This window comes from Streptomyces vulcanius, from assembly GCF_042653945.1.
Classification (GTDB): Bacteria; Actinomycetota; Actinomycetes; order Streptomycetales; family Streptomycetaceae; genus Streptomyces; species Streptomyces mangrovi.
On record NZ_JBHSFK010000004.1, the window covers coordinates 317330 to 335681 of the forward strand.

The window sequence follows — 18352 nt, forward strand, 5'->3', positions numbered from 1 at the left end:
CCCCTGCGCCGCCGTCCCTAGTCGTCGGTACCGGTGCCACCGTCGGTACCGGTGCCACCGTCAGTGCCGGTGAACCGCGCCTTCCCGGGGCCGTGTTCGAGGAACGAGCGGATTCCGGACGCGGCGTCGGCCGTGCCGAACACGCCGGTGAACAGGGACCGTTCGAGTGCGAGCCCGGCGGACAGTCCGGCGTCGCCGCCGTGGTCCACCGCCTCCTTGATCGCCTCCAGCGCGGCCGGCGGACCCTCGGCGAGCCGGCGGGCGTAGGCCAGCGCCGTGTCGAGGACCGCGTCCGCGGGGACGACCTCGTCGACGAGCCCGAGCCGCAGCGCCTCCTCGGCGCCCACCCGACGGCCGGTCATCAGCAGGTTCTTCGCCCGTGACGGCCCGATCAGCCGCACCAGCCGCTGGGTGCCGCCCGACCCCGGCATGATGCCGAGCTGCACCTCCGGCTGACCGAGGACGGCGTTGTCCGCCGCCACCCGGTAGTCGGCCGCGAGGGCCAGCTCCATACCGCCGCCGAGCGCGTACCCGGTGAGCGCCGCGACGACGGGCATGGGGAGCCGGGCGACCTCGTCGAACGTCCGTTGCAGGGCCCGGTTCCAGCCCCGCACCTCCTCGGGCCCCATCGCCGACAGCGCCCTGATGTCCGCCCCGGCGGCGAAGAGCCGCTCCCCGCCGAACAGCACCACGGCCCGTACGCCACGGGCGTCCGCCAACGCGCGCACGCACGCCGCGAGTTCGTCGCGCTGCTCGTCGTCGAACGCGTTCATGGGCGGATTGTCGAGGCGGACCGTGACGACCGGTCCCTCACCGTCCCGGCGGATACGTGGCACGAAGGCCCTCCTCGTCTGTTCTGCTGCTTCGTCCGCGGAAGCCGACGGCCCGGTGACACCGCCGGCGCCTGGACGGTTGTCGCTCGGCGCGCGTCGTCGTAGAGTGCGGTCAGTTTTATAGACCAAGAGGTACACTAAATCTTGGGAGCGAGCAACCGACCGGTCGGGACATTCCTGACCGCCGAGCCGAGAGAGTTGCCGTGCACAATTTCGCGAGCATCCTCGATTACCACCTGTCGCAGCGACCCGATGCCGTGGTCGTCGTACAGGAAGAGCAGCGCCTGACCGTGCGGGAGCTGCACGAGCGGGTGAACCGGCTGGCCGCCGGGCTGGCCGAGCTGGGGGTCCGGCGTGGTGACGTCGTCGGGCTGCTCCTCTACAACCGGCCCGAATTCCTGGAACTGGTGTACGCGGCAGGCCGGCTCGGCGCGGTTTTCCTGCCGCTGAACTACCGGCTGTCCGAGGAGGAATGGCAGTACATCCTCGGCCATGCCCGGGCCAAGGTGCTGGTGACCGAGCCCGAGTTCCTGCGCGCGGTGGACCGCGTCGCCGCGAACCTGCCGGATCTGGAGCACCGCGTCCTAGTCGGCGGGGAGACCGTGCCGGAGCAGTGGACCGGTTACGAGGACGTCCTCGCCCGGCACCCGGGCGCCCGCGTGGAGCCCGTCGAGGTGGGGCCGGAGGACCTCCAGCGGCTGATGTACACCTCCGGCACCACCGCGCGCCCCAAGGGGGTGTGCATCACCCATGGAAACGTGCAGGCCAAGAACCTCGCCCATATCGTCCACTTCGGTCTCACGGCCGCGGACACCACGCTGGTGTGCGGTCCGCTGTACCACGTCGGCGGCCTCGACATGCCCGCCCTGGGGGTGCTGTACGCGGGCGGAAGCGTCGTCCTGCAGCGGAAGTTCGACGCGGCCGGCGTGCTGCGCGCGATCCAGGAGCACGGCGTCACCAACGTGTGGCTCGCGCCCGCGATGGTCAACGCGGTCCTCGAGGTACCGGACCGCGAGTCGTACGACACCGCCTCGGTGCGCTTCGTCCTCGGCGGCGGCGAGAAGACACCCGAACCGGTGCTGCGGCGCATCATGAACGCCTTCCCCAACGCCTGGTTCGCCGATGCCTACGGACTGACCGAGACGGTCTCCGGCGACACCTTCCTCGACCGCGGGCACGCGCTCGACAAGCTGGGGTCCGTCGGACGCCCCGTCCCCCACACCCGGGTCAGGATCGTCGACGACACCGGCAAGGAGGTCCCGGCGGGCGAGCTGGGCGAGATCACCCTGCGCGGCCCGAAGGTCTTCGCGGGCTACTGGCGCGACGAGAAGGCCACGGCCGCCGCCCTTCAGGACGGCTGGTTCCACACCGGGGACATCGGGCACGTCGACGACGACGGCTTCCTCTACATCGACGACCGCAAGAAGGACATGATCGTCTCGGGCGGCGAGAACATCGCGACCCCCGAGGTCGAGCGGGTGCTGTACGAGCACCCCAAGGTGCTGGAGGCCGCGGTCGTCGGCCTGACGCACCCCCGGTGGGGTGAAGTCCCCCGCGCCTTCGTGGTGTTGCGGCCCGGGGCAGACGCCGGGGCGGCGGAGCTGCGGGAGTTCTGCCAGGGCCGCCTGGCCAAGTTCAAGGTGCCCGCCCGCTTCGACTTCGTCGACGAACTGCCCCGTACACCCTCGGGCAAGGTCCTCAAGCGGACCCTGCGCGACCTTCCCGTGGAGGACGACCGGTCATGAGCGGTGTGAACAGCGAACTGCGCCTGGACGGGAAGACCGTCTGGGTGACGGGCGCCGGCAAGGGTCTCGGCCGGGCGATCGCCGTGGCCGTGTCGCAGGCCGGCGCGACGGTGGCGGTGACCGCCCGTACCGCCCCGGACCTGGAGCAGCTGGAGTCCGAACTCGCCCAGGACGGCGGCAAGGTGCTGGTCGTACCCGGGTCGGTCGCCGACTCCGGCGCCGTGCGGGACATGGTCGAGCGCATCACCCACGGGACGGGCCGTCTGGACGCGGTGGTCAACTGCGCCGGGATCAGCCCCCGTTTCACCCGGAGCGAGTGGGTCACCGACGACGACTGGCGACAGGTCATCGAGGTCAATCTGCACGGCACCTTCCACTGCTGCCGCGAGGCAGGCAGGGTGATGCTGGAGCAGGGGGCGGGTTCGATCGTCAACGTCACGTCGGTGCACGCCGTCACCGGGTTCGAGCGGATCGCCGCCTACGCCGCCAGCAAGGGCGGAGTCGAGGCCATGACCAAGTCCCTGGCCGTCGAGTGGGCCGACCGCGGGGTACGCGTCAACGCCCTCGCCCCCGGCTACTTCCACACCGACCTCAGCTCCGGGCTGCTCGCCAGCCGCTGGGGCGAGCAGATCGTACAGAGCACTCCCCTGGGCCGGGTCGGCAGCGCCGAGGAACTCGGCGGCGCCGCGGTGTTCCTCACCTCGGACGCCTCCCGCTTCGTCACCGGCACGACCCTCACCGTGGACGGCGGCTGGACGGCGCGGTAGGAGGAGCCGAACGGGCCCCGCCGCGGCGATCCACAGGTTTCACCAAGGCGTGCCACAGGGATCTCCAGTAAACCCCGACATGATCGGAGCATGTCTGGCACTTCCGAACGCCACGAGGACCCGATCCGCGTACTGATCGTCGATGACGAACCCGGGCTCGTCGAAACGCTGGCCGTGGCCGTGACCGAGGCGGGCTGGCGGCCCTACTCGGCGGCCGACGGGGAGAGCGCGCTGCTCACCGCACGCGGCTGCGCACCGCACGCCGTCGTCCTGGACGGAATGCTGCCCGGCCTGGACGGCGTACAGGTGCTGCGGCGTCTGCGGTACGAGAACCCCCGGCTGCCCGTTCTCATGCTCACCGCCCGGGACGCGCTGGAGCACCGTATCGACGGCCTCACCGCGGGGGCGGACGACTACGTGACGAAGCCGTTCTCCCTGGAGGAGGTCGTGCTGCGGCTGCGCGGCCTGCTGCGCCGGGCCGGTGTCGAGGACGCGAAGGGCGACGAGCCCGTCCTGGCCGTCGGGGACCTCATCCTGGTCGAGCGGACACGGGAGGCGCACCGCGACGGAACGCCCATCGAGCTGACCGCCAAGGAGTTCGACCTCCTGTGGCTGCTGATGAGCCACCCGCGTCAGGTGCTGAGCAAGGCCCAGATCCTCGACCATGTCTGGAGCAGTTCCTTCGACGCCAGCGGCAACCTCGTGGAGGCGTACATATCCAACCTGCGCAAGAAGATCGACAAGGGCCGGGCGCCGATGATCCGGACGCTGCGCAGGATGGGATACACCATCCGGCCGGCCCAGGAGGGCAGGTGAGACCCCGGATGGCCGGGCGCTCCCTGCGCACCCGTCTGCTGCTGTCCATCGGCCTCACGCTCGTCGTGGTGTGTGCCGCGATGGCGCTCACCACCGTCTACGCCCAACGCGCCTATCTGCTGGGCAACCTGGACCAGCGGGTCACCGACGCCGCCGAGCGCGGCCAGGGCGGACTCCAGCGCCGGGCGGGGGACGCCGGCGACCTGGGGTTCCTGAACGAGCGGGGGCAGCCGGCCGGCACGATCGCCGCCCGGCTGGACACCGAGGGCGAAATCGTCGCCGCCGAGTTCGTCGACCAGGACGCCGTGCCACAGCCCCTGACCGCCCAGCAGATCGCCGCGCTGGACGGCATCCCCACGGACGGCTCCCTCCACACCCGGACCGTCCCCGGCCTGGGCACCTACCGGGTGACCGCCATCGACGGCGACGGCCTGCCCGTCCTGGCCGCCCTCCCCATGGACGACGTACAGGACATGATCAACGGCCTGGTCGCGGTCGAGGCGGCCGTGACGGTCGCCGGACTCACCGTCGCCGGGTGCGTCTGCGCCGTCGTCATCCGGCGCCGGCTACGGCCGCTGGGACGCGTGGCCGCCACCGCGGTCGAGGTCTCCCGCGCGCCGCTGGGCCACGGCGAGGTCACCGGCCTGATCCGGGTGCCCGAACGCGACACGGACCCGGGGACGGAGGCCGGGCAGGTCGGCGCCGCCCTCAACCGCATGATCGACCACGTCGAGTCCTCGCTCGCGGAACGCCAGCGCACCGAGGAACGCATGCGCCGCTTCCTCTCGGACGCCAGCCACGAACTGCGCACCCCTCTCGCCTCGATCCTCAGCTACGCGGAACTGATGGACCGCGGCACCGAGAAGATCGAGCCCAAGCTCGCCTGGCGCCGCGTCACCGCCGAGTCCGTGCGGATGACCGGACTGGTGGAGGACCTGCTGCTGCTCGCCCGGCTCGACGAGGGACGCCCGCTGAAGCGGGCCGAGGTGGAGCTCACGTCCCTGGTCGCCGAGGCGGTGTGGGACGCGCGGGCCGGCGGCGGTGACCACGAGTGGCAGATCGAGGTGTTCCTCGACGCGCCGGCGGTGGTCATGGGCGACGCGGCGCGGCTGCACCAGGTGGTGACCAACCTGCTGGCCAACGCCCGTACGCACACCCCGCCCGGCACCACGGTCACCACCACCGTCGCGGCCACGGAGGAGTCCTGCGTCGTCCGGATCCGCGACGACGGGCCCGGCATCCCCCCGGATCTCCTCCCCACGGTCTTCGAACGCTTCACCCGCGCCGACACCGCCCGCTCCCGCACCGGGGGCGAGGACAGCGGAACCGGCCTGGGACTGGCCATCGCCACCGCCATCACCACGGCACACGGCGGCCGTATCGGCGTCGAGAGCGAGCCGGGCCGTACGGTGTTCACCATCGAACTGCCCCCCGCCGACAGCGAGCAGGCGAACGGCTGACACTCTCAGCGATCTCACATAAACGCAGGTCAGTCCCGTGTGTGCCGATCCCTTGGTGCTCCCGTTCAGTTTCGAATCAGCTTGCTCCGCCAGAGTCGTCCTCGCCCGGCCGTCCGACATGGACGTGCCAACGACGAAGGGAGCCAGCGACGATGCCCGAGACCGAGACCGGCCACCGTACGCACGCGAGCCGCCGCAACTTCATGCGCAAGGTCTTCTTCGCCGGCGGCGCCACGGCCTTCGCGACCATGGGCGGCGCCGGTGCCTGGGCCGCGATGGCCGACGACACCACCGCCACGGCCGATGCCTCGGCCTCCGCCGCCCCGAGCGGTGCCCCCGGCGGGGGTCCGGCCGGCGGCCCCGGCAACCAGTCGATCACCGAGGACTTCTTCGGTCTGACCACCGACGGCAGGCGGATCGACGACCTGTTCACGATCCACTCCACCGGCGTGAAGACCGCCCCCGTGATCACCGCCGCGAACGCCTTCCTCGCCGGGCTCACCGACGACCAGAAGACCGCGACGCAGTTCACGATCCACGCCACCGAGTGGCGGCTGTGGAGCAACATCGACTCCTACGAGCGCCAGGGCGTCACCCTCGCGGACATGACGGATGATCAGAAGGCTTTGGGAACCGCCCTGTTGAAGTCGGCACTGAGCGCCGACGGCCTGGAGACCACGGAGAAGATCCGGAGGATCAACCAGGCGGCAGGCGAGGCCATCGGCAACACCGACTCCTTCAACGAGGACGCCTACTACTGGACCCTGATGGGCACCCCTTCGGCGACCGAGCCCTGGGGCTTCCAGTTCGACGGCCACCACCTGGTCGTGAACTACTTCGTCCTCGGCGACCAGGTCGTCATGAGCCCCTGCTTCTGGGGTTCGGAGCCGACCTCCATGGAGATCGACGGCGAGACGGTGACCGTCTGCCACGAGGAGGTCGTCGCGAGCCTGGCCTTCGTCAACTCCCTCACCGAGGCCCAGCGCGCGGTCGCCATCGAGTCCTCGACCAAGTCGAACGAGTCGATGAAGGCGGGTGCCTTCGCCGACAACACGGTCCAGGAGTACACGGGCCTGCGCGGCGACGAACTCACCGCCGCGCAGAAGAAGAAGCTGCTCGGCATCGTCGAGGCCTTCGCCGGCCGCGCCAAGGCCGACGTCGCGAAGGCGCGGATGGCGGAGGTGCGGGGGCATCTCGACGACACGTACGTGACCTGGGCGGGCGGCATCGCCGACGACTCCGCCTTCTATGTCCGGGTGCACAGCCCGGTCGTCTGGGTCGAGGTCGACTGCCAGGCCCCCGGCCCGCTCGCGGGCGCGTACGGCGCCGAACAGGGCAGCGGCGCCACCCAGAAGCACGTCCACTCCGTCATCCGCACCCCCAACGGCAACGACTACGGAAAGGAACTCCTGCGACAGCACTACCTGACGTCACCGCACCACCGGTGACGTGGCGACCATGGCCACCGTGGGCACGGCAGCCCGGGTTCAGGCGCGGGGCGGCTCGAAGCCGCTCAGCAGTACCGCGTGCGACTCGGCCGCGGCCTGGCGCAGCGGCCTGGCCTCGGTGTAGGCGTCGGAGTCGTACCAGGCCCGGGCCGCTTCGACGGACTCGAATTCGAGAACGACCGTGCGGCTGCCGTGCCATTCCCCTTCCAGCACCCGGGGCTGATCGTCGACGACGAGTGGCCGGGCCCCGCTCTCGGCCATCGAGGGTCCCGCCGCCCGGGTGTACGCCTCCATCCCCTCGGGGTCCTTGATTGCCTCGGTCACGATGACGTAGCCCTTGGGCATGGTGTTCTCCTGGGAGTTCGGGCGAGTCGAGGGTCTTCTACGAAGCCGGCGGCGGCCGGTAGGACGTCGCGAGGAGGCCCAGCGCGGCGCCGGCGCCCGCCACCACCGCGGCCACGGGCCACCAGCCGCCGGCGGTCTCGATCCCGAGCGCGTCGTCCAGTGACCACGCGCCGGGTCCTACGCAGGCGACGCCGACCGCCACGAGGCCGACGAGCAGTACGTACTCGCTGCCGCCCTTGAAGACGAAGTAGCCCTTGCCCCGGTGGTCGGTGAGGGCGGCCACGGCCATCAGGCCCACGTACGCGGTACAGGCCGGGCCCGTCAGGAGGCCGAGGGCGAGGAGGACTCCCGCGGCGATCTCGGTGGCCGCGGCGAGCCGTGCGTGCAGCCAGGCCGGACGCAGTCCGAGCGACTCGAACCAGCCGGTCGTACCGCCGAGTCCGCCGGGCCCGAAGACCTTGTTGGATCCGTGGGCGACCAGCATCAGCCCGAGGGCCAGGCGGATCACCAGCATGCCTATGTCATGGCTCAAGGCCGTCTCCGACTCCTCGTCGCGTCTGGAACGCCGCGTCGGTCCCGGCCCCCGGTGAGGGCCGGGACCGACGTCCGGTCTGCGGTCGGGCCGCGGTTCAGGCGTCCTCGGAGACTTTCACCGGGGCCAGCTTCCGGCTCTTGTCGAAGTGGACGACGTCGGCCAGGGTGCCGCCGAGGATGGCGGCGCGGTCCTCGTCGTTCACGCCCTCGAAGTTCTCGGCGATGCAGTCGGCGCTGCTGCGGAAGGTCCCCTCCGCGTGCGGGTAGTCGTTGCCCCACATGACCGTCGACAGGCCGGTGATGTGACGGGCCTTGACGGCCGTCGGGTCGTCCGCGAACTGCACGTGGATCTGCCGGCGGACGTACTCGGTGGGCTTGAGCGGGTAGGGCCACTTGTCGTTGATCGCGAACAGCCGTCCCATGGAGGGCTGTTCCGTCGCGGGACGGTTGTCGTCCCAGAAGCCGAGCCACCAGTCGGGGTCCTGGCCGGTGCCCGTCTTCCACGCCTTGTCCATGTAGCCCATGAAGGAGACCAGCCAGCCGGCGGTGTACTCGATCAGGTTGAAGTGCAGGTCGGGGAAGCGCTCGCACACGCCGCCGCCGACAAGGCTGGCGATGATGCCCTGCGGACCGGCCACGGCCGACCCGACCGCGCTGCCCATGGTCCGGCCCGCCACCATGTCGTCGGTCAGGTTGCCCTTGCCCATGTTCATGGCCATCATCAGGCCCCGGACGGTCGTCGCCGTCTCGGACACCTCCTCCTTGACCTTCACCCCGCCGGTGGCCACGTGGATGAACACCGGCAGCCCGTGCGCCTGCGCGGCGGCCCACACCGGGTCGTACTCCCGCGCGTAGTAGGGCAGGGGCGGGATCTCCGGGAGGAGGATCGCGCCGATCCCCAGCCTCGCGACCCGCTCGATCTCCGCCACGGCCTCGGGCACGTTCGTGAGCGGGATCGCGGCCGTCGGGCGCAGTCGCTCCTTGTAGGGAAGGTAACGCTCGACGAGGTAGTCGTTCCACACCCGGGCGTGTGCCATGGAGAGCTCGTGGTCGTCCGTGAACAGGACGAACAGCGAGAGGTTGGGGAACATCACCGAGGCGTCGACACCGTCGAAGTTCATGTCCCGGATGATGTGTTCCGGATCGCCGTCCGGGGTCTGCCCGCCGGTCTGCCGGTACTTGGAGATGGTCCAGCCGTCGAACCCGATGGTGTGCAGTTTCTTGAACTCCGTGTGTCCGCCCGGAACGATCGGCTCGTCCAGCGTGAACTCCTCTTCCCACAGAGCCCGTTCTCGCAGGTTCTTGGGAAGCCGGGTCTTGAACAGGTCGACGGGCTCGATGATGTGCGAGTCTCCCGACACGACAAATTCCTTGAACACAGGGCGTACCTCTTTCCGAACCTCGTCGTCCGTTCCGCCACCGATCAGTCCGGGCACAGCCCTTGCGAATTACTTATACCGACCGGTCGTTCAAGAATTATGTCTACCCCCGCCCCCTCTCCCCCGTCAAGGGGAACGGCGGCCGCAGGTGCGCGTCGGGCCGGAATGAATTCCCTCTGCGCGACCCGTTGATTGTACCGACCGTTAGGTCTACGTTACGGGCGCACTCCCCACACCTCCCCACGCTCTCCCCGCACCCTCCGACGCACCACGGAAGGCCCCGCATGTCCGAGACCCGCACCGCTCCTCCGCAGGCCCCCGAGCCCACCCGCTCCTCGGCGCGCAACGCACTCGTCGTCGTCGCGCTCGTATGGACCGTCCAGCTGGTCGCGCTCATGGCCGCGTTGTCCGGCATCGCGCAGGCCGATGTCGCGATCCACTTCCGGACCACCGACATCGCCTGGTTCACCCTGATGACCCTGCTGACCGGGACCTTCTTCCTGCCCTTCGCGGTCAAGGCCGCGGCCCTCTTCGGCAAGAAGCGTGTCCTGCTCGTCGCCACCGGGCTGGGCTTCGTCGGCGACCTGGTCGCCGCCCTCGCCACCGACTACCGCACCCTGCTGATCGGGCGCGGCATCGCGGGCATCTACGCGGCGACCGCCCCGCTGGCCTACGCGATCACCCGTGACGTCTTCCCGCGCCGCTGGGTCGGACTCGCCAGCGGCATCCTGGCCGGCGGTGTCGGCCTCGTCGCCTTCGGCGGGCCGTTCCTGTCCGGCTGGCTCCTGGACGACTACGGCTTCCGCGGCGTGCTGTGGTTCATGGCCATCAGCACCGCCGTGAGCTTCCTGCTGGTGGCCGCCTTCGTGCCCGAGAGCCCGATCCGCGCGGCGGGCGGCCGGATGGACTGGGCCGGCGGAATCCTTCTCGGCGGCGGAGTCACGGCGCTCGTCTACGCCGTCGGCCAGGGATCGCACTGGGGCTGGGACAGCGGCAAGTTCGCCGGCTACATCGTCGGCGCGGTGGTCGCGCTGGTCGCCTTCGTCCTCGTCGAGCGCCGGGTGGCCGAACCCCTGTTCCCGCTGTCCATGACCAGACGCCGTCCGGTGTGGACCGTCCTGCTGGCCACGTCCATCGCGGCGGGCTCGCTCAGTGCCGTCGGCGTGGTGATACAGCTGCTGATCCTGATGCCGAACATCCCCACCGTCTCCGAGGGCCTGGGCTGGTCCGGGACGCACAACGCCATCGTCACCAGCCCGATCAGCGCCATGATCATCGTGGCGGCCGTCGGCACCGGTGTGCTCGCCCGCCGGATCGACGCACGCATCCTCCTGGGCACCGGCTCCGCGCTCACCGTCCTCGGGTACGGCATCGGCACCCAGCTGCACCACAACGCCGCACAGATCGTGGAGATGGGCCTGATCGCGGGACTGGGTACCGGCATGGTCATGGCCATCGTGCCCATCATGATCATCGAGGTGGTCTCCCCCGAGGAACAGGCACTGGCCAACGGTGTGCAGACCCTCGGCCAGGGAGTCGCCCAGATCGTCGTCTCCCAGCTGGCCTTCGTCGTGATGGCCCAGAACGGGAAGATCCTCAAGGGCACCCAGTTCTACCTCGACGCCGGCTTCACCAACGGGCTCTGGCTGGTCGTCGGCTGCTGCGCCCTCGGTGCCGTGCTCGTCCTCCTGATCCCGAAGAGCAAGCGCCTCGACGAGGCCACCGTCGGCCAGGCGGCCTGACCCGTCGCAGCGCGGGTGGGGCGGTGGGATCCAGCCATCCACCGCCCCACCCGCGTCTGTCGGACGAACACCCCCCGGTGGTCCCGCGCCCACTCCCGGTACGTCCGCGCCGGCCGCCCCGGCACCTCGGTGACGACGTCGTTGCCGCCCTCGCGGATGAACCTGGCCGCGATCATGAGACCGTCGGCGTAGGCCTCGCTCAGGCCGGCGGCGAGGAGCTGCTCGCGGCGTCCCTCCGGCGACAGGTCGTGCAGCGGCACCGCACGGCCGAGAACCTCGCCGAGGACGGCGGCCTGCTCATGGGCGCCGAGGGTCTCGGGGCCGGTCAGGGTGTACGTGCGCCCCGAATGCCGCGGGCCGGTCAGCGCGGCGACCGCGGCCTCGGCGACGTCCCGCGGGTCCACGATCCCTTGCCGGCTCCCGCCCGTCATGTTGGGCGCGGGAGTGCCCTCACGGACAGCCCCGGCCCAGCTCGGCGTGTTGGAGGCGAAGGACGAGGGGCGCAGGACGGTCCACTCCAGGCCGCTCGCGCGCACGGCCTCCTCCCCGGCCACGCGGTGCCGCTGGGCGACCTGCCCGCCGACTCGCCCACGAGCTGCGGCGGTTGGAGCCCGAGGAGACCCTGGCCCATCTCGCCGACGTGCTCCCGGAGCGGCTCACGGCCGCTCCTGACACCCCCGGCGCGACCAGCGTGACCTCGGCAGCGGAGACATGGCGGTGGAGGGTGCCCACATGGTCGGCGCCCATGTTCCCGGCGCCGATCACTCCGCTGCGCAGATGCTCATGCCAGGTTCACCCAGGTCCCGTTCTCGACGGACCGTGTCATGGCGTCCAGGACGGTCGCGCTGTGCACGGCGTCGGTGAGGGTGGCGCCGTAGGGGGTGTGCTCGGTGATCGAACGCAGGAAGCGGTATGCCTCGACCACCTTCAGGTCGTCGTAGCCCATGGCGTTCGCGGCGCCCGGCTGGAACGCGCCGAACTCGCCGTCGCCCGGGCCGACGTACACCGTGCTGACGGGCTGGTCCTGGTAGGCGGTGCCGCGGCTGACGCCGAGTTCGCCCATGCGGCGGAAGTCCCAGAACACCGCGCCCCGGGTGCCGTGCACCTCGAAGCCGTAGTTGTTCTGCTCGCCGACCGAGACCCGGCAGGCCTCCAGGACGCCACGGGCACCGGAGGCGAAGCGCAGCAGGCAGTTGACGTAGTCCTCGTTCTCGACGGGTCCGAGTGCGCCGCCGGTGGCGCGGGTGTGGCCGGCGGTGGCGCCGGTGGGGCGGGCCCGCTCGGGCAGGAAGATCGCGGTGTCGGCGGTGAGGGAGGCGATGTCGCCGAGGAGGAAGCGGGCGAGGTCGGCGCCGTGCGAGGCCAGGTCGCCCAGGACTCCGCTGCCGCCCCGCTCACGTTCGTAGCGCCAGGTCAGGGCGCCGTCCGGGTGGGCGGCGTAGTCGCTGAAGAGGCGGATGCGGACATGCGTGACGGTGCCGATCTCCCCGGAAGCGATGAGGTCGCGGGCCGTTTCGACGGCGGGGGCGTTGCGGTAGTTGAAGCCGACCGTGCCCTGTCGGCCGGCCTTGGCGACCGCGTCCGCCACCGCGCGGGCGTCCTCGGCAGACAGGCCCACCGGCTTCTCGATCCAGATGTGCTTGCCGGCCTCGGCCATCGCGACGCCGATCTCGCGGTGCAGGAAGTTCGGCGCGGTGATGCTGACCGCCCCCACCCGGGGATCGGCGGCCACCTCACGCCAGTCCCTGGTGGCGGACGCGAACCCGAACTGCGCCGCGGCCTCCTCCGCCCGGCCGGGCACCTCCTCGGCGACGGCCACCAGCTCCGGACGCAGGCCCAGCCGCGGATAGTGGTGCGGGACGCGCGCGTACGCCTGGGTGTGCACCCGGCCCATCCAGCCGAACCCCACGACGGCGACACCGAGCGTACTCACCATGACTGCCCTTCTTTGGACCGGTCCATAATCCTTTCCCGTCACCTTGGAACCCGTTCTTCCTCGTGTCAAGACCTTTGACAGCGACTTCGCCGTATGGAACGGTCCATCCATGAGGCCTCCGACCATCCGCGACGTCGCCGAGCGGGCTGGCGTGTCGAAATCACTGGTCTCCCTCGTGCTGCGCGGCTCCGACCAGGTGCGCCCCGAACGACGACAGGCCGTGCTGGCCGCCGTGGAGGAACTCGGCTACCGTCCCAACGCCGCCGCGCGCAGTCTGAGCGAGCGCCGTACCCGCACGGTGGGCGTACTGCTGAACGACATGCGCAACCCCTGGTTCGTGGAGCTGCTGGACGGCCTGAACTCCCGTCTCCACGACAGCGGTCTGCACATGCTGCTGGCCGACGGCCACCTCAACCGGCGTCTCGGCGACGACCTCACCCGCACCTTCACGGACCTGCGCGTGGACGGTCTGATCGCGGTCGGCACGCTGCCGCCCTCCGAGGCGCTGCGCATGGCCGCGGCCCGGATCCCCACCGTCGTCGCGGGTGCCCGTGAACCCGTGCTGCCGCGCGTGGACATCGTCGCCAACGACGACGAGTACGGCGCCCGCCTCGCCACCGAGCATCTCATCGGACTCGGTCATCGGCGCATCGCCCATATCGCCGGGCAGGGGGTGGTCGGCGAGCTGCGCCGGCTCAGCTTCGAGAAGGTGATGCGCGAGCACGGACTGGCGGACACGGCGGTCGTGGAGCAGGGCGACCTGACCGAGGAGGGCGGCTACCGGGCCACGGTCCGGCTGCTCAGCGCCCCGCGGCGGCCCACGGCCGTCTTCGCGTTCAACGACATCGCGTGCGTGGGCGCCCTGTCGGCGGCCGAGGAACTCGGTCTCCAGGTGCCCCGCGACCTGTCCCTCGTCGGCTACGACAACACGTACCTGTCCCGCCTGCGGCACCTGTGGCTCACGACGGTCGACAACGCCAGCCACGACGTCGGCCGCCGCGCCGCGCAGCACCTCCTCGACCGCATGACGGACCCGGCGCTCGCCGCCCGGACCGTCCTCGCGGCCCCGGCGCTGGAGGTACGCGGCACGACCGCTCCGCCTGACGCCGTTACTCCCTGACGGCGGCTCCCGCGTCCTCAGGGGTCTCCGCGATCTCCGCGAGCGAGGGCGGTGGTTTCCGCGCGGCGACGGCCTCGCGCAGGCGGTGCTGTACGACGTCCGTGGCGCCCGCGGTCAGGAGTGCCTCCCGCAGCGCGCCCGCTACCGGCGGCACGTCGAGGACCCGGGGCAGGGCCAGTGGGGCCTCGGTGGCCAGGCGGGAGCCGATGTGGTCGCGCAGCAGTACCTGGTCGTTCTGCAGGGTGCCGCCGCCGAGCACCACCGGGGTGGGGGTGCGCAGGAGACGGAGCCGGCGCAGCAGCGCGGTCACCATGGCGACGATCTCGTCCCCGAGGCGTTCCACGATGCCGCGTGCCACGGCGTCGCCGCCGGCGGCGGTCGCGAAGACCAGCGGTGCCAGGCCGTGCAGCGCGGCCACCGGTATGTCGCCGGCGCTGACGGCCAGCGCGACGGACTCCACGCTGTCCAGGCCGAAGTGCCCCGGCAGTTCCTGCCGCAGCCGGGTCGCGGGCCCCCGCCCGTCGCCCGCGCGGACGGCGGCTCCCATGCCCGCCCGGGCCACGGCGAGCCCGCCGCCCCAGTCACCGGTGATGTCGCCGAGGGAGAGGAAGCGGGCCGAGCGGCCTCCCGGATGGACGGCCGCCGCGTTGATGCCGGCGCCGGACACCACCGCCACTCCCCAGCCGTCCGGCGCGCCGGCCCGCAGGACGGCGAGCGTGTCGTTGTGGACGAAGGTCCGCTCGGCCACACCCAGCCGGGTCAGTTCCCGCAGCGCGGTGCGCTCCTGGGACCGCTGGTCGACGTTGGCGAGGAAGTACGCGCCGACCGAGACCGGGGTCGTACGGGGAAGTCCGGCCTCGGCCAGCGCGTACCGGCCCAGGGAGGCGAGCCGTTCGGCGGTGATCTCCATGCCCTCCGTGTGCGGCCGGGTGCCCGGGCCGCGCACCCAGGACAGCAGCCGTCCCTCGGTGTCCGCGAGGACGAGGTCGGTCTTGGAGTTTCCTCCGTCGACGCCCACCACGAGGTCAGGCATCGGCGGCCTCGCTCGACTCGCTGGGCTTGCTGTGCTCGCTCGTGAAGAACCGGGGCAGGTGGGGGCGGTTGGCCTCCAGCAGCGCGTCGAGCAGGGCGTCCGCGCGCGCCCATTCCCGGACGAGCGGGTTGGCCATGAGGGCGCGCCGGGCCACCGTACGGTCCCCGGTCAGGGCCGCCTCGACGGTGAGGGTCTCGTACGCGGTGACCGCCTGGACGAGCCCGAGCATCTCGGGCGGCAGGGGCGGCACGGGGACGGGGTGCGGCCCGGCGGTGTCGACATGGGCCGGCACTTCGACCACGGCCTCGTCCGGCAGGCCGGACAGGACTCCGTCGTTGCGTACGTTGACGTAGTGGTGGGCGCCGTCGCCGGTGAGCAGGCTGGTGACCAGGGCCGCCGCGGCTTCGCTGTAGTACGCCCCGCCGCGCTGCTGGAGGAGTTCGGGTTTGCGGTCCAGGGCGGGGTCGGCGTAGAGGGTGAGCAACTCCCTTTCGATGGCGAGGACTTGGTCGGCTCGGTGGGTTCCGCCCCGCTGGACTCGGACCTCGTCGTCCGTGCAGTAGAAGTAGTGCAGGTAGTAGGAGGGGATGGCGCCGAGGTCGCGCAGCGCGCCGGCGGGGACGCGGGTCTGCGCGGCGAGTTCGTCGAGCGCGTCGCCGCTCAGCAGTTCCGGCAGGCGGTCCACTCCGTCCACGGTGACCGAGCGGATCCAGGACAGGTGGTTGAGCCCGGCGTGGCCGAGCCGGATGCCGTCGGGGTCGGTGCCGAGGCGGGCGGCCAGCTGCCGCTGGAACTTGATCGCCACGTTGCACAGGCCGACCGCGCGGTGTCCGGCGTCCAGCAGGGCGCGGGTGACGATGCCGACGGGGTTGGTGAAGTCGACGATCCACGCCCCGGGTTGGGCCCGGCGGCGTACCTCGGCGGCGATGTCGAGGACCACCGGTACCGTGCGCAGGGCCTTGGCGAAGCCGCCGGGGCCGGTGGTCTCCTGGCCGAGCAGACCGAATCTGTTCGGCAGGGTCTCGTCCACCAGCCGGGCCGCCTGTCCGCCCACCCGGAGCTGGACGAGCACCGCGGCGGCCGAGTCCACCGCGTGGGCGAGGTCGGTCGTGGTGGTGAGCCGGCCGGGGAAGCCGTGCCGGGCGAGGATACGGCGGGCCAGGCCGCCGATGACGGCGAGGCGTTCGGCGTCGATGTCGTGCAGGACGAGTTCGTCGAACGGCAGCACGTCGGCCCGCCGGGCGAAGCCCTCGATCAGTTCGGGCGTGTAGGTGCTGCCACCGCCGACAACGGTGATCTTCATCGTGCTCCAGGAGTGTGCGTGGGGGGAGGTTCAGCCCTTGACGCCGGTCAGCGCGATGCCCTCTACGAAGACCTTCTGGGCCAGGAAGAACAGCACCAGGACGGGCAGCAGGAACATCAGCGAGGCCGCCATCTGAAGCTCGTAGGCGTTCTGGTGGCCGTTCTTGGCGAGCTGGCTGAGGGCCACCGCGAGGGTCTGGCCGGTGTCGCTGTTGCCGGTGTAGAGCAGGGGGTTGTAGAAGTCGTTCCACGCGTACAGGAACGCGAAGAGGCCCACGGCGGCGATCGCCGGTCTGGCCATCGGGATCAACACCTGCCACAGGATGCGCAGTTCGCCCGCGCCGTCGACCCGGGCCGCCTCGGTGAACTCGTCGGGGATGGTGAGGAAGAACTGGCGCAGCAGGAAGATGCTGAAGGCGTCGCCGAAGAAGGACGGGACGATGAGCGGCTTCAGGGTGCCCACCCAGCCGATGTGCGAGTACATGACGTACAGGGGCAGACTGGTGACCTGTGCCGGGATCATCATCGCGGCGAGGACGACCAGGAAGACGCCCTCCCGGCCGCGCCACCGCAGCCGGGCCAGCGCGTAGGCCACGGGCACCGAGGAGACGACGACGCCCACCGTCGAAAGTCCGGCGTAGAGCATGGTGTTGAGCAGGTCGCGGCCGAACGGCATGGCCGAGAAGACCTTGCGGAAGTTGCCGAACTCCCAGGGCGAGGGCCACAGCGAGCCGGTGCCGGCCTGGGCGCCGGTCATGAACGCGGTGAGCACGCCGATGGTCAGCGGCAGCAGGAAGCACAGCGCGATGGCGACGGCCGGGGCGTGCTCGGCCAGCAGGTACAACAGGCGTCGTCCGGTGGGACGTTGACGCTTGGTCAGGTCCAGGGTGCTCATCGGCCACCGCCCGCGTGGTGCACGAAGCGGCGCGAGGCGCGGATGAACACCACGGTCGCCGCGAAGATGACGAGGAACAGCAGCCAGGCCATGGCCGAGGCGTAGCCGGTCTTGAAGTAGGAGAAGCCCTGCCGGTACAGCTCCGTGGAGTAGAACAGCAGCGAGTTGGCGGGGTAGCCGATCAGGTCGTTGCTGGACGAGGTGGCGTTCGCGGAACTGGAGGCGACGAACGCCTCGGTGAAGTACTGGAAGGTGTAGATCATCCCGGTGAGCAGCGCGAAGAAGATGACCGGGGAGATCGCCGGGAGGGTGATGCTGCGGAACTTCTGCAGGGTGCCGGCGCCGTCGAGTTCGGCGGCCTCGTACAGCTCGCGCGGTACGTCGAGCATGGCGGCGGAGAAGATGACCATCACGTTGCCGCTGGCCCACAGCGCCATCATGACGAGGCTGGGCTTGGACCAGGCGGGGTCGGAGAACCAGCCGGGGCCGTTGATACCCACCAGGCCGAGCAGCCGGTTGAGCGGGCCGACCGGGTTGAGCAGCACGATGAACGACAGGGCGGCGGCCACCACGGGCACCATCGACGGCAGGAAGAACAGGGTGCGGTACACGGCCCGGCCGCGCTTGACGCGGATGATCACCCATGCGGTGAGCATGGCCCAGGCGGTGCGCAGCGGCACCATGACGACGACCATCCACAGCGTGTTGCGCACCGCCACCCAGAAGGTGTCGGACTGGCTGAACAGGGCGCGGTAGTTGCGCAGTCCGACGAACTGCACCGGCCGGTAGGAGCCGGCCTGGAAGTCGGTGAGGGAGTAGTAGAGCGTGGCGGCCACCGGGTACAGCACGAAGACGGCGAACCCGATGACGAACGGGGACAGGAAGGCGAGGACGACCCACCAGCGGGCCCTGCTCGGGCGGCGCCGCCCGCCCCGGGCAGGGCGCGTGCGCGCCGTGCCCGGGGCCTCGCCGAGGGGGGCGAGGACGGTCGTCATCT

The 18352-nt window shown here is 71.0% G+C and carries 16 protein-coding genes; 7 read left to right on the forward strand and 9 right to left on the reverse strand.

Annotated features, from left to right (window positions below; translation table 11 throughout):
* Positions 1–17: 17 nt before the first annotated feature.
* Positions 18–836: an enoyl-CoA hydratase/isomerase family protein gene (locus ACFPIH_RS08405; protein WP_381169787.1), complete on the reverse strand. Its 819-nt coding sequence runs from the start codon at positions 834–836 to the stop codon at positions 18–20.
* Between the two features lie 200 nt (positions 837–1036).
* Here ACFPIH_RS08405 and ACFPIH_RS08410 point away from each other — a divergent pair, with 200 nt between their 5' ends.
* The 5 genes from ACFPIH_RS08410 (at position 1037) to ACFPIH_RS08430 (ending at position 7069) form a co-directional block, all read left to right on the forward strand.
* Positions 1037–2578 carry an acyl-CoA synthetase gene (locus ACFPIH_RS08410; RefSeq protein WP_381169789.1) on the forward strand — a complete coding sequence of 514 codons (1542 nt, stop codon included), beginning with the start codon at positions 1037–1039 and terminating at the stop codon, positions 2576–2578.
* On the forward strand, positions 2575–3345 hold the full coding sequence (locus tag ACFPIH_RS08415) for an SDR family NAD(P)-dependent oxidoreductase (RefSeq protein ID WP_381169795.1): 771 nt from the start codon (positions 2575–2577) through the stop codon (positions 3343–3345). The genes ACFPIH_RS08410 and ACFPIH_RS08415 overlap by 4 nt, the downstream gene beginning before the upstream one ends.
* A gap of 90 nt (positions 3346–3435) precedes the next feature.
* Positions 3436–4161, forward strand: a complete 726-nt coding sequence (locus tag ACFPIH_RS08420; protein WP_381169797.1) for a response regulator transcription factor — start codon at positions 3436–3438, stop codon at positions 4159–4161.
* Between the two features lie 8 nt (positions 4162–4169).
* Complete coding sequence (locus tag ACFPIH_RS08425) at positions 4170–5621, forward strand: sensor histidine kinase (protein ID WP_381169974.1); 1452 nt, start codon at positions 4170–4172, stop codon at positions 5619–5621.
* Positions 5622–5773: 152 nt separating this feature from the next.
* Complete coding sequence (locus tag ACFPIH_RS08430; protein ID WP_381169799.1) at positions 5774–7069, forward strand: DUF3500 domain-containing protein; 1296 nt, start codon at positions 5774–5776, stop codon at positions 7067–7069.
* 39 nt (positions 7070–7108) lie between these two features.
* On the opposite strand, the gene ACFPIH_RS08435 is transcribed toward ACFPIH_RS08430, so the two are convergent.
* From ACFPIH_RS08435 to ACFPIH_RS08445, 3 genes are all read right to left on the reverse strand, one after another.
* Complete coding sequence (locus ACFPIH_RS08435) at positions 7109–7414, reverse strand: DUF1330 domain-containing protein (RefSeq protein ID WP_381169801.1); 306 nt, start codon at positions 7412–7414, stop codon at positions 7109–7111.
* A 37-nt stretch (positions 7415–7451) separates the two neighbouring features.
* Positions 7452–7946, reverse strand: coding sequence for a DoxX family protein (locus ACFPIH_RS08440; protein ID WP_381169803.1), 495 nt, complete (start codon positions 7944–7946; stop codon positions 7452–7454).
* Between the two features lie 97 nt (positions 7947–8043).
* Positions 8044–9309, reverse strand: a complete 1266-nt coding sequence (locus ACFPIH_RS08445) for an amidohydrolase family protein (RefSeq protein ID WP_381169805.1) — start codon at positions 9307–9309, stop codon at positions 8044–8046.
* A 302-nt stretch (positions 9310–9611) separates the two neighbouring features.
* On the opposite strand from ACFPIH_RS08445, the gene ACFPIH_RS08450 reads away from it, so the two are divergent.
* Entirely contained in the window at positions 9612–11069 is a 1458-nt protein-coding gene (locus ACFPIH_RS08450) for an MFS transporter (protein WP_381169807.1), read from the forward strand.
* A 781-nt stretch (positions 11070–11850) separates the two neighbouring features.
* Here ACFPIH_RS08450 and ACFPIH_RS08455 read toward each other — a convergent pair.
* Positions 11851–13005 carry a Gfo/Idh/MocA family protein gene (locus ACFPIH_RS08455; RefSeq protein ID WP_381169808.1) on the reverse strand — a complete coding sequence of 385 codons (1155 nt, stop codon included), beginning with the start codon at positions 13003–13005 and terminating at the stop codon, positions 11851–11853.
* 109 nt (positions 13006–13114) lie between these two features.
* On the opposite strand from ACFPIH_RS08455, the gene ACFPIH_RS08460 reads away from it, so the two are divergent.
* Positions 13115–14125 (forward strand): LacI family DNA-binding transcriptional regulator, encoded by a 1011-nt coding sequence (locus ACFPIH_RS08460; protein ID WP_381169810.1) that lies wholly within the window; start codon positions 13115–13117, stop codon positions 14123–14125.
* Here ACFPIH_RS08460 and ACFPIH_RS08465 read toward each other — a convergent pair.
* From ACFPIH_RS08465 to ACFPIH_RS08480, 4 genes are read right to left on the reverse strand one after another with little or no spacing between them, the layout of a single operon-like run.
* A complete protein-coding gene (locus ACFPIH_RS08465) occupies positions 14115–15158 on the reverse strand; it encodes an N-acetylglucosamine kinase (protein WP_381169812.1) in 1044 nt (347 codons plus the stop codon). The two genes, ACFPIH_RS08460 and ACFPIH_RS08465, sit on opposite strands and share 11 nt — an antisense overlap.
* On the reverse strand, positions 15151–16461 hold the full coding sequence (locus tag ACFPIH_RS08470) for a 6-phospho-beta-glucosidase (protein WP_381169814.1): 1311 nt from the start codon (positions 16459–16461) through the stop codon (positions 15151–15153). The genes ACFPIH_RS08465 and ACFPIH_RS08470 overlap by 8 nt, the downstream gene beginning before the upstream one ends.
* A gap of 30 nt (positions 16462–16491) precedes the next feature.
* Positions 16492–17355 (reverse strand): carbohydrate ABC transporter permease, encoded by an 864-nt coding sequence (locus ACFPIH_RS08475; protein WP_381169816.1) that lies wholly within the window; start codon positions 17353–17355, stop codon positions 16492–16494.
* Positions 17352–18350: a carbohydrate ABC transporter permease gene (locus ACFPIH_RS08480; protein WP_381169818.1), complete on the reverse strand. Its 999-nt coding sequence runs from the start codon at positions 18348–18350 to the stop codon at positions 17352–17354. The genes ACFPIH_RS08475 and ACFPIH_RS08480 overlap by 4 nt, the downstream gene beginning before the upstream one ends.
* Between the last annotated feature and the right edge of the window lie 2 nt (positions 18351–18352).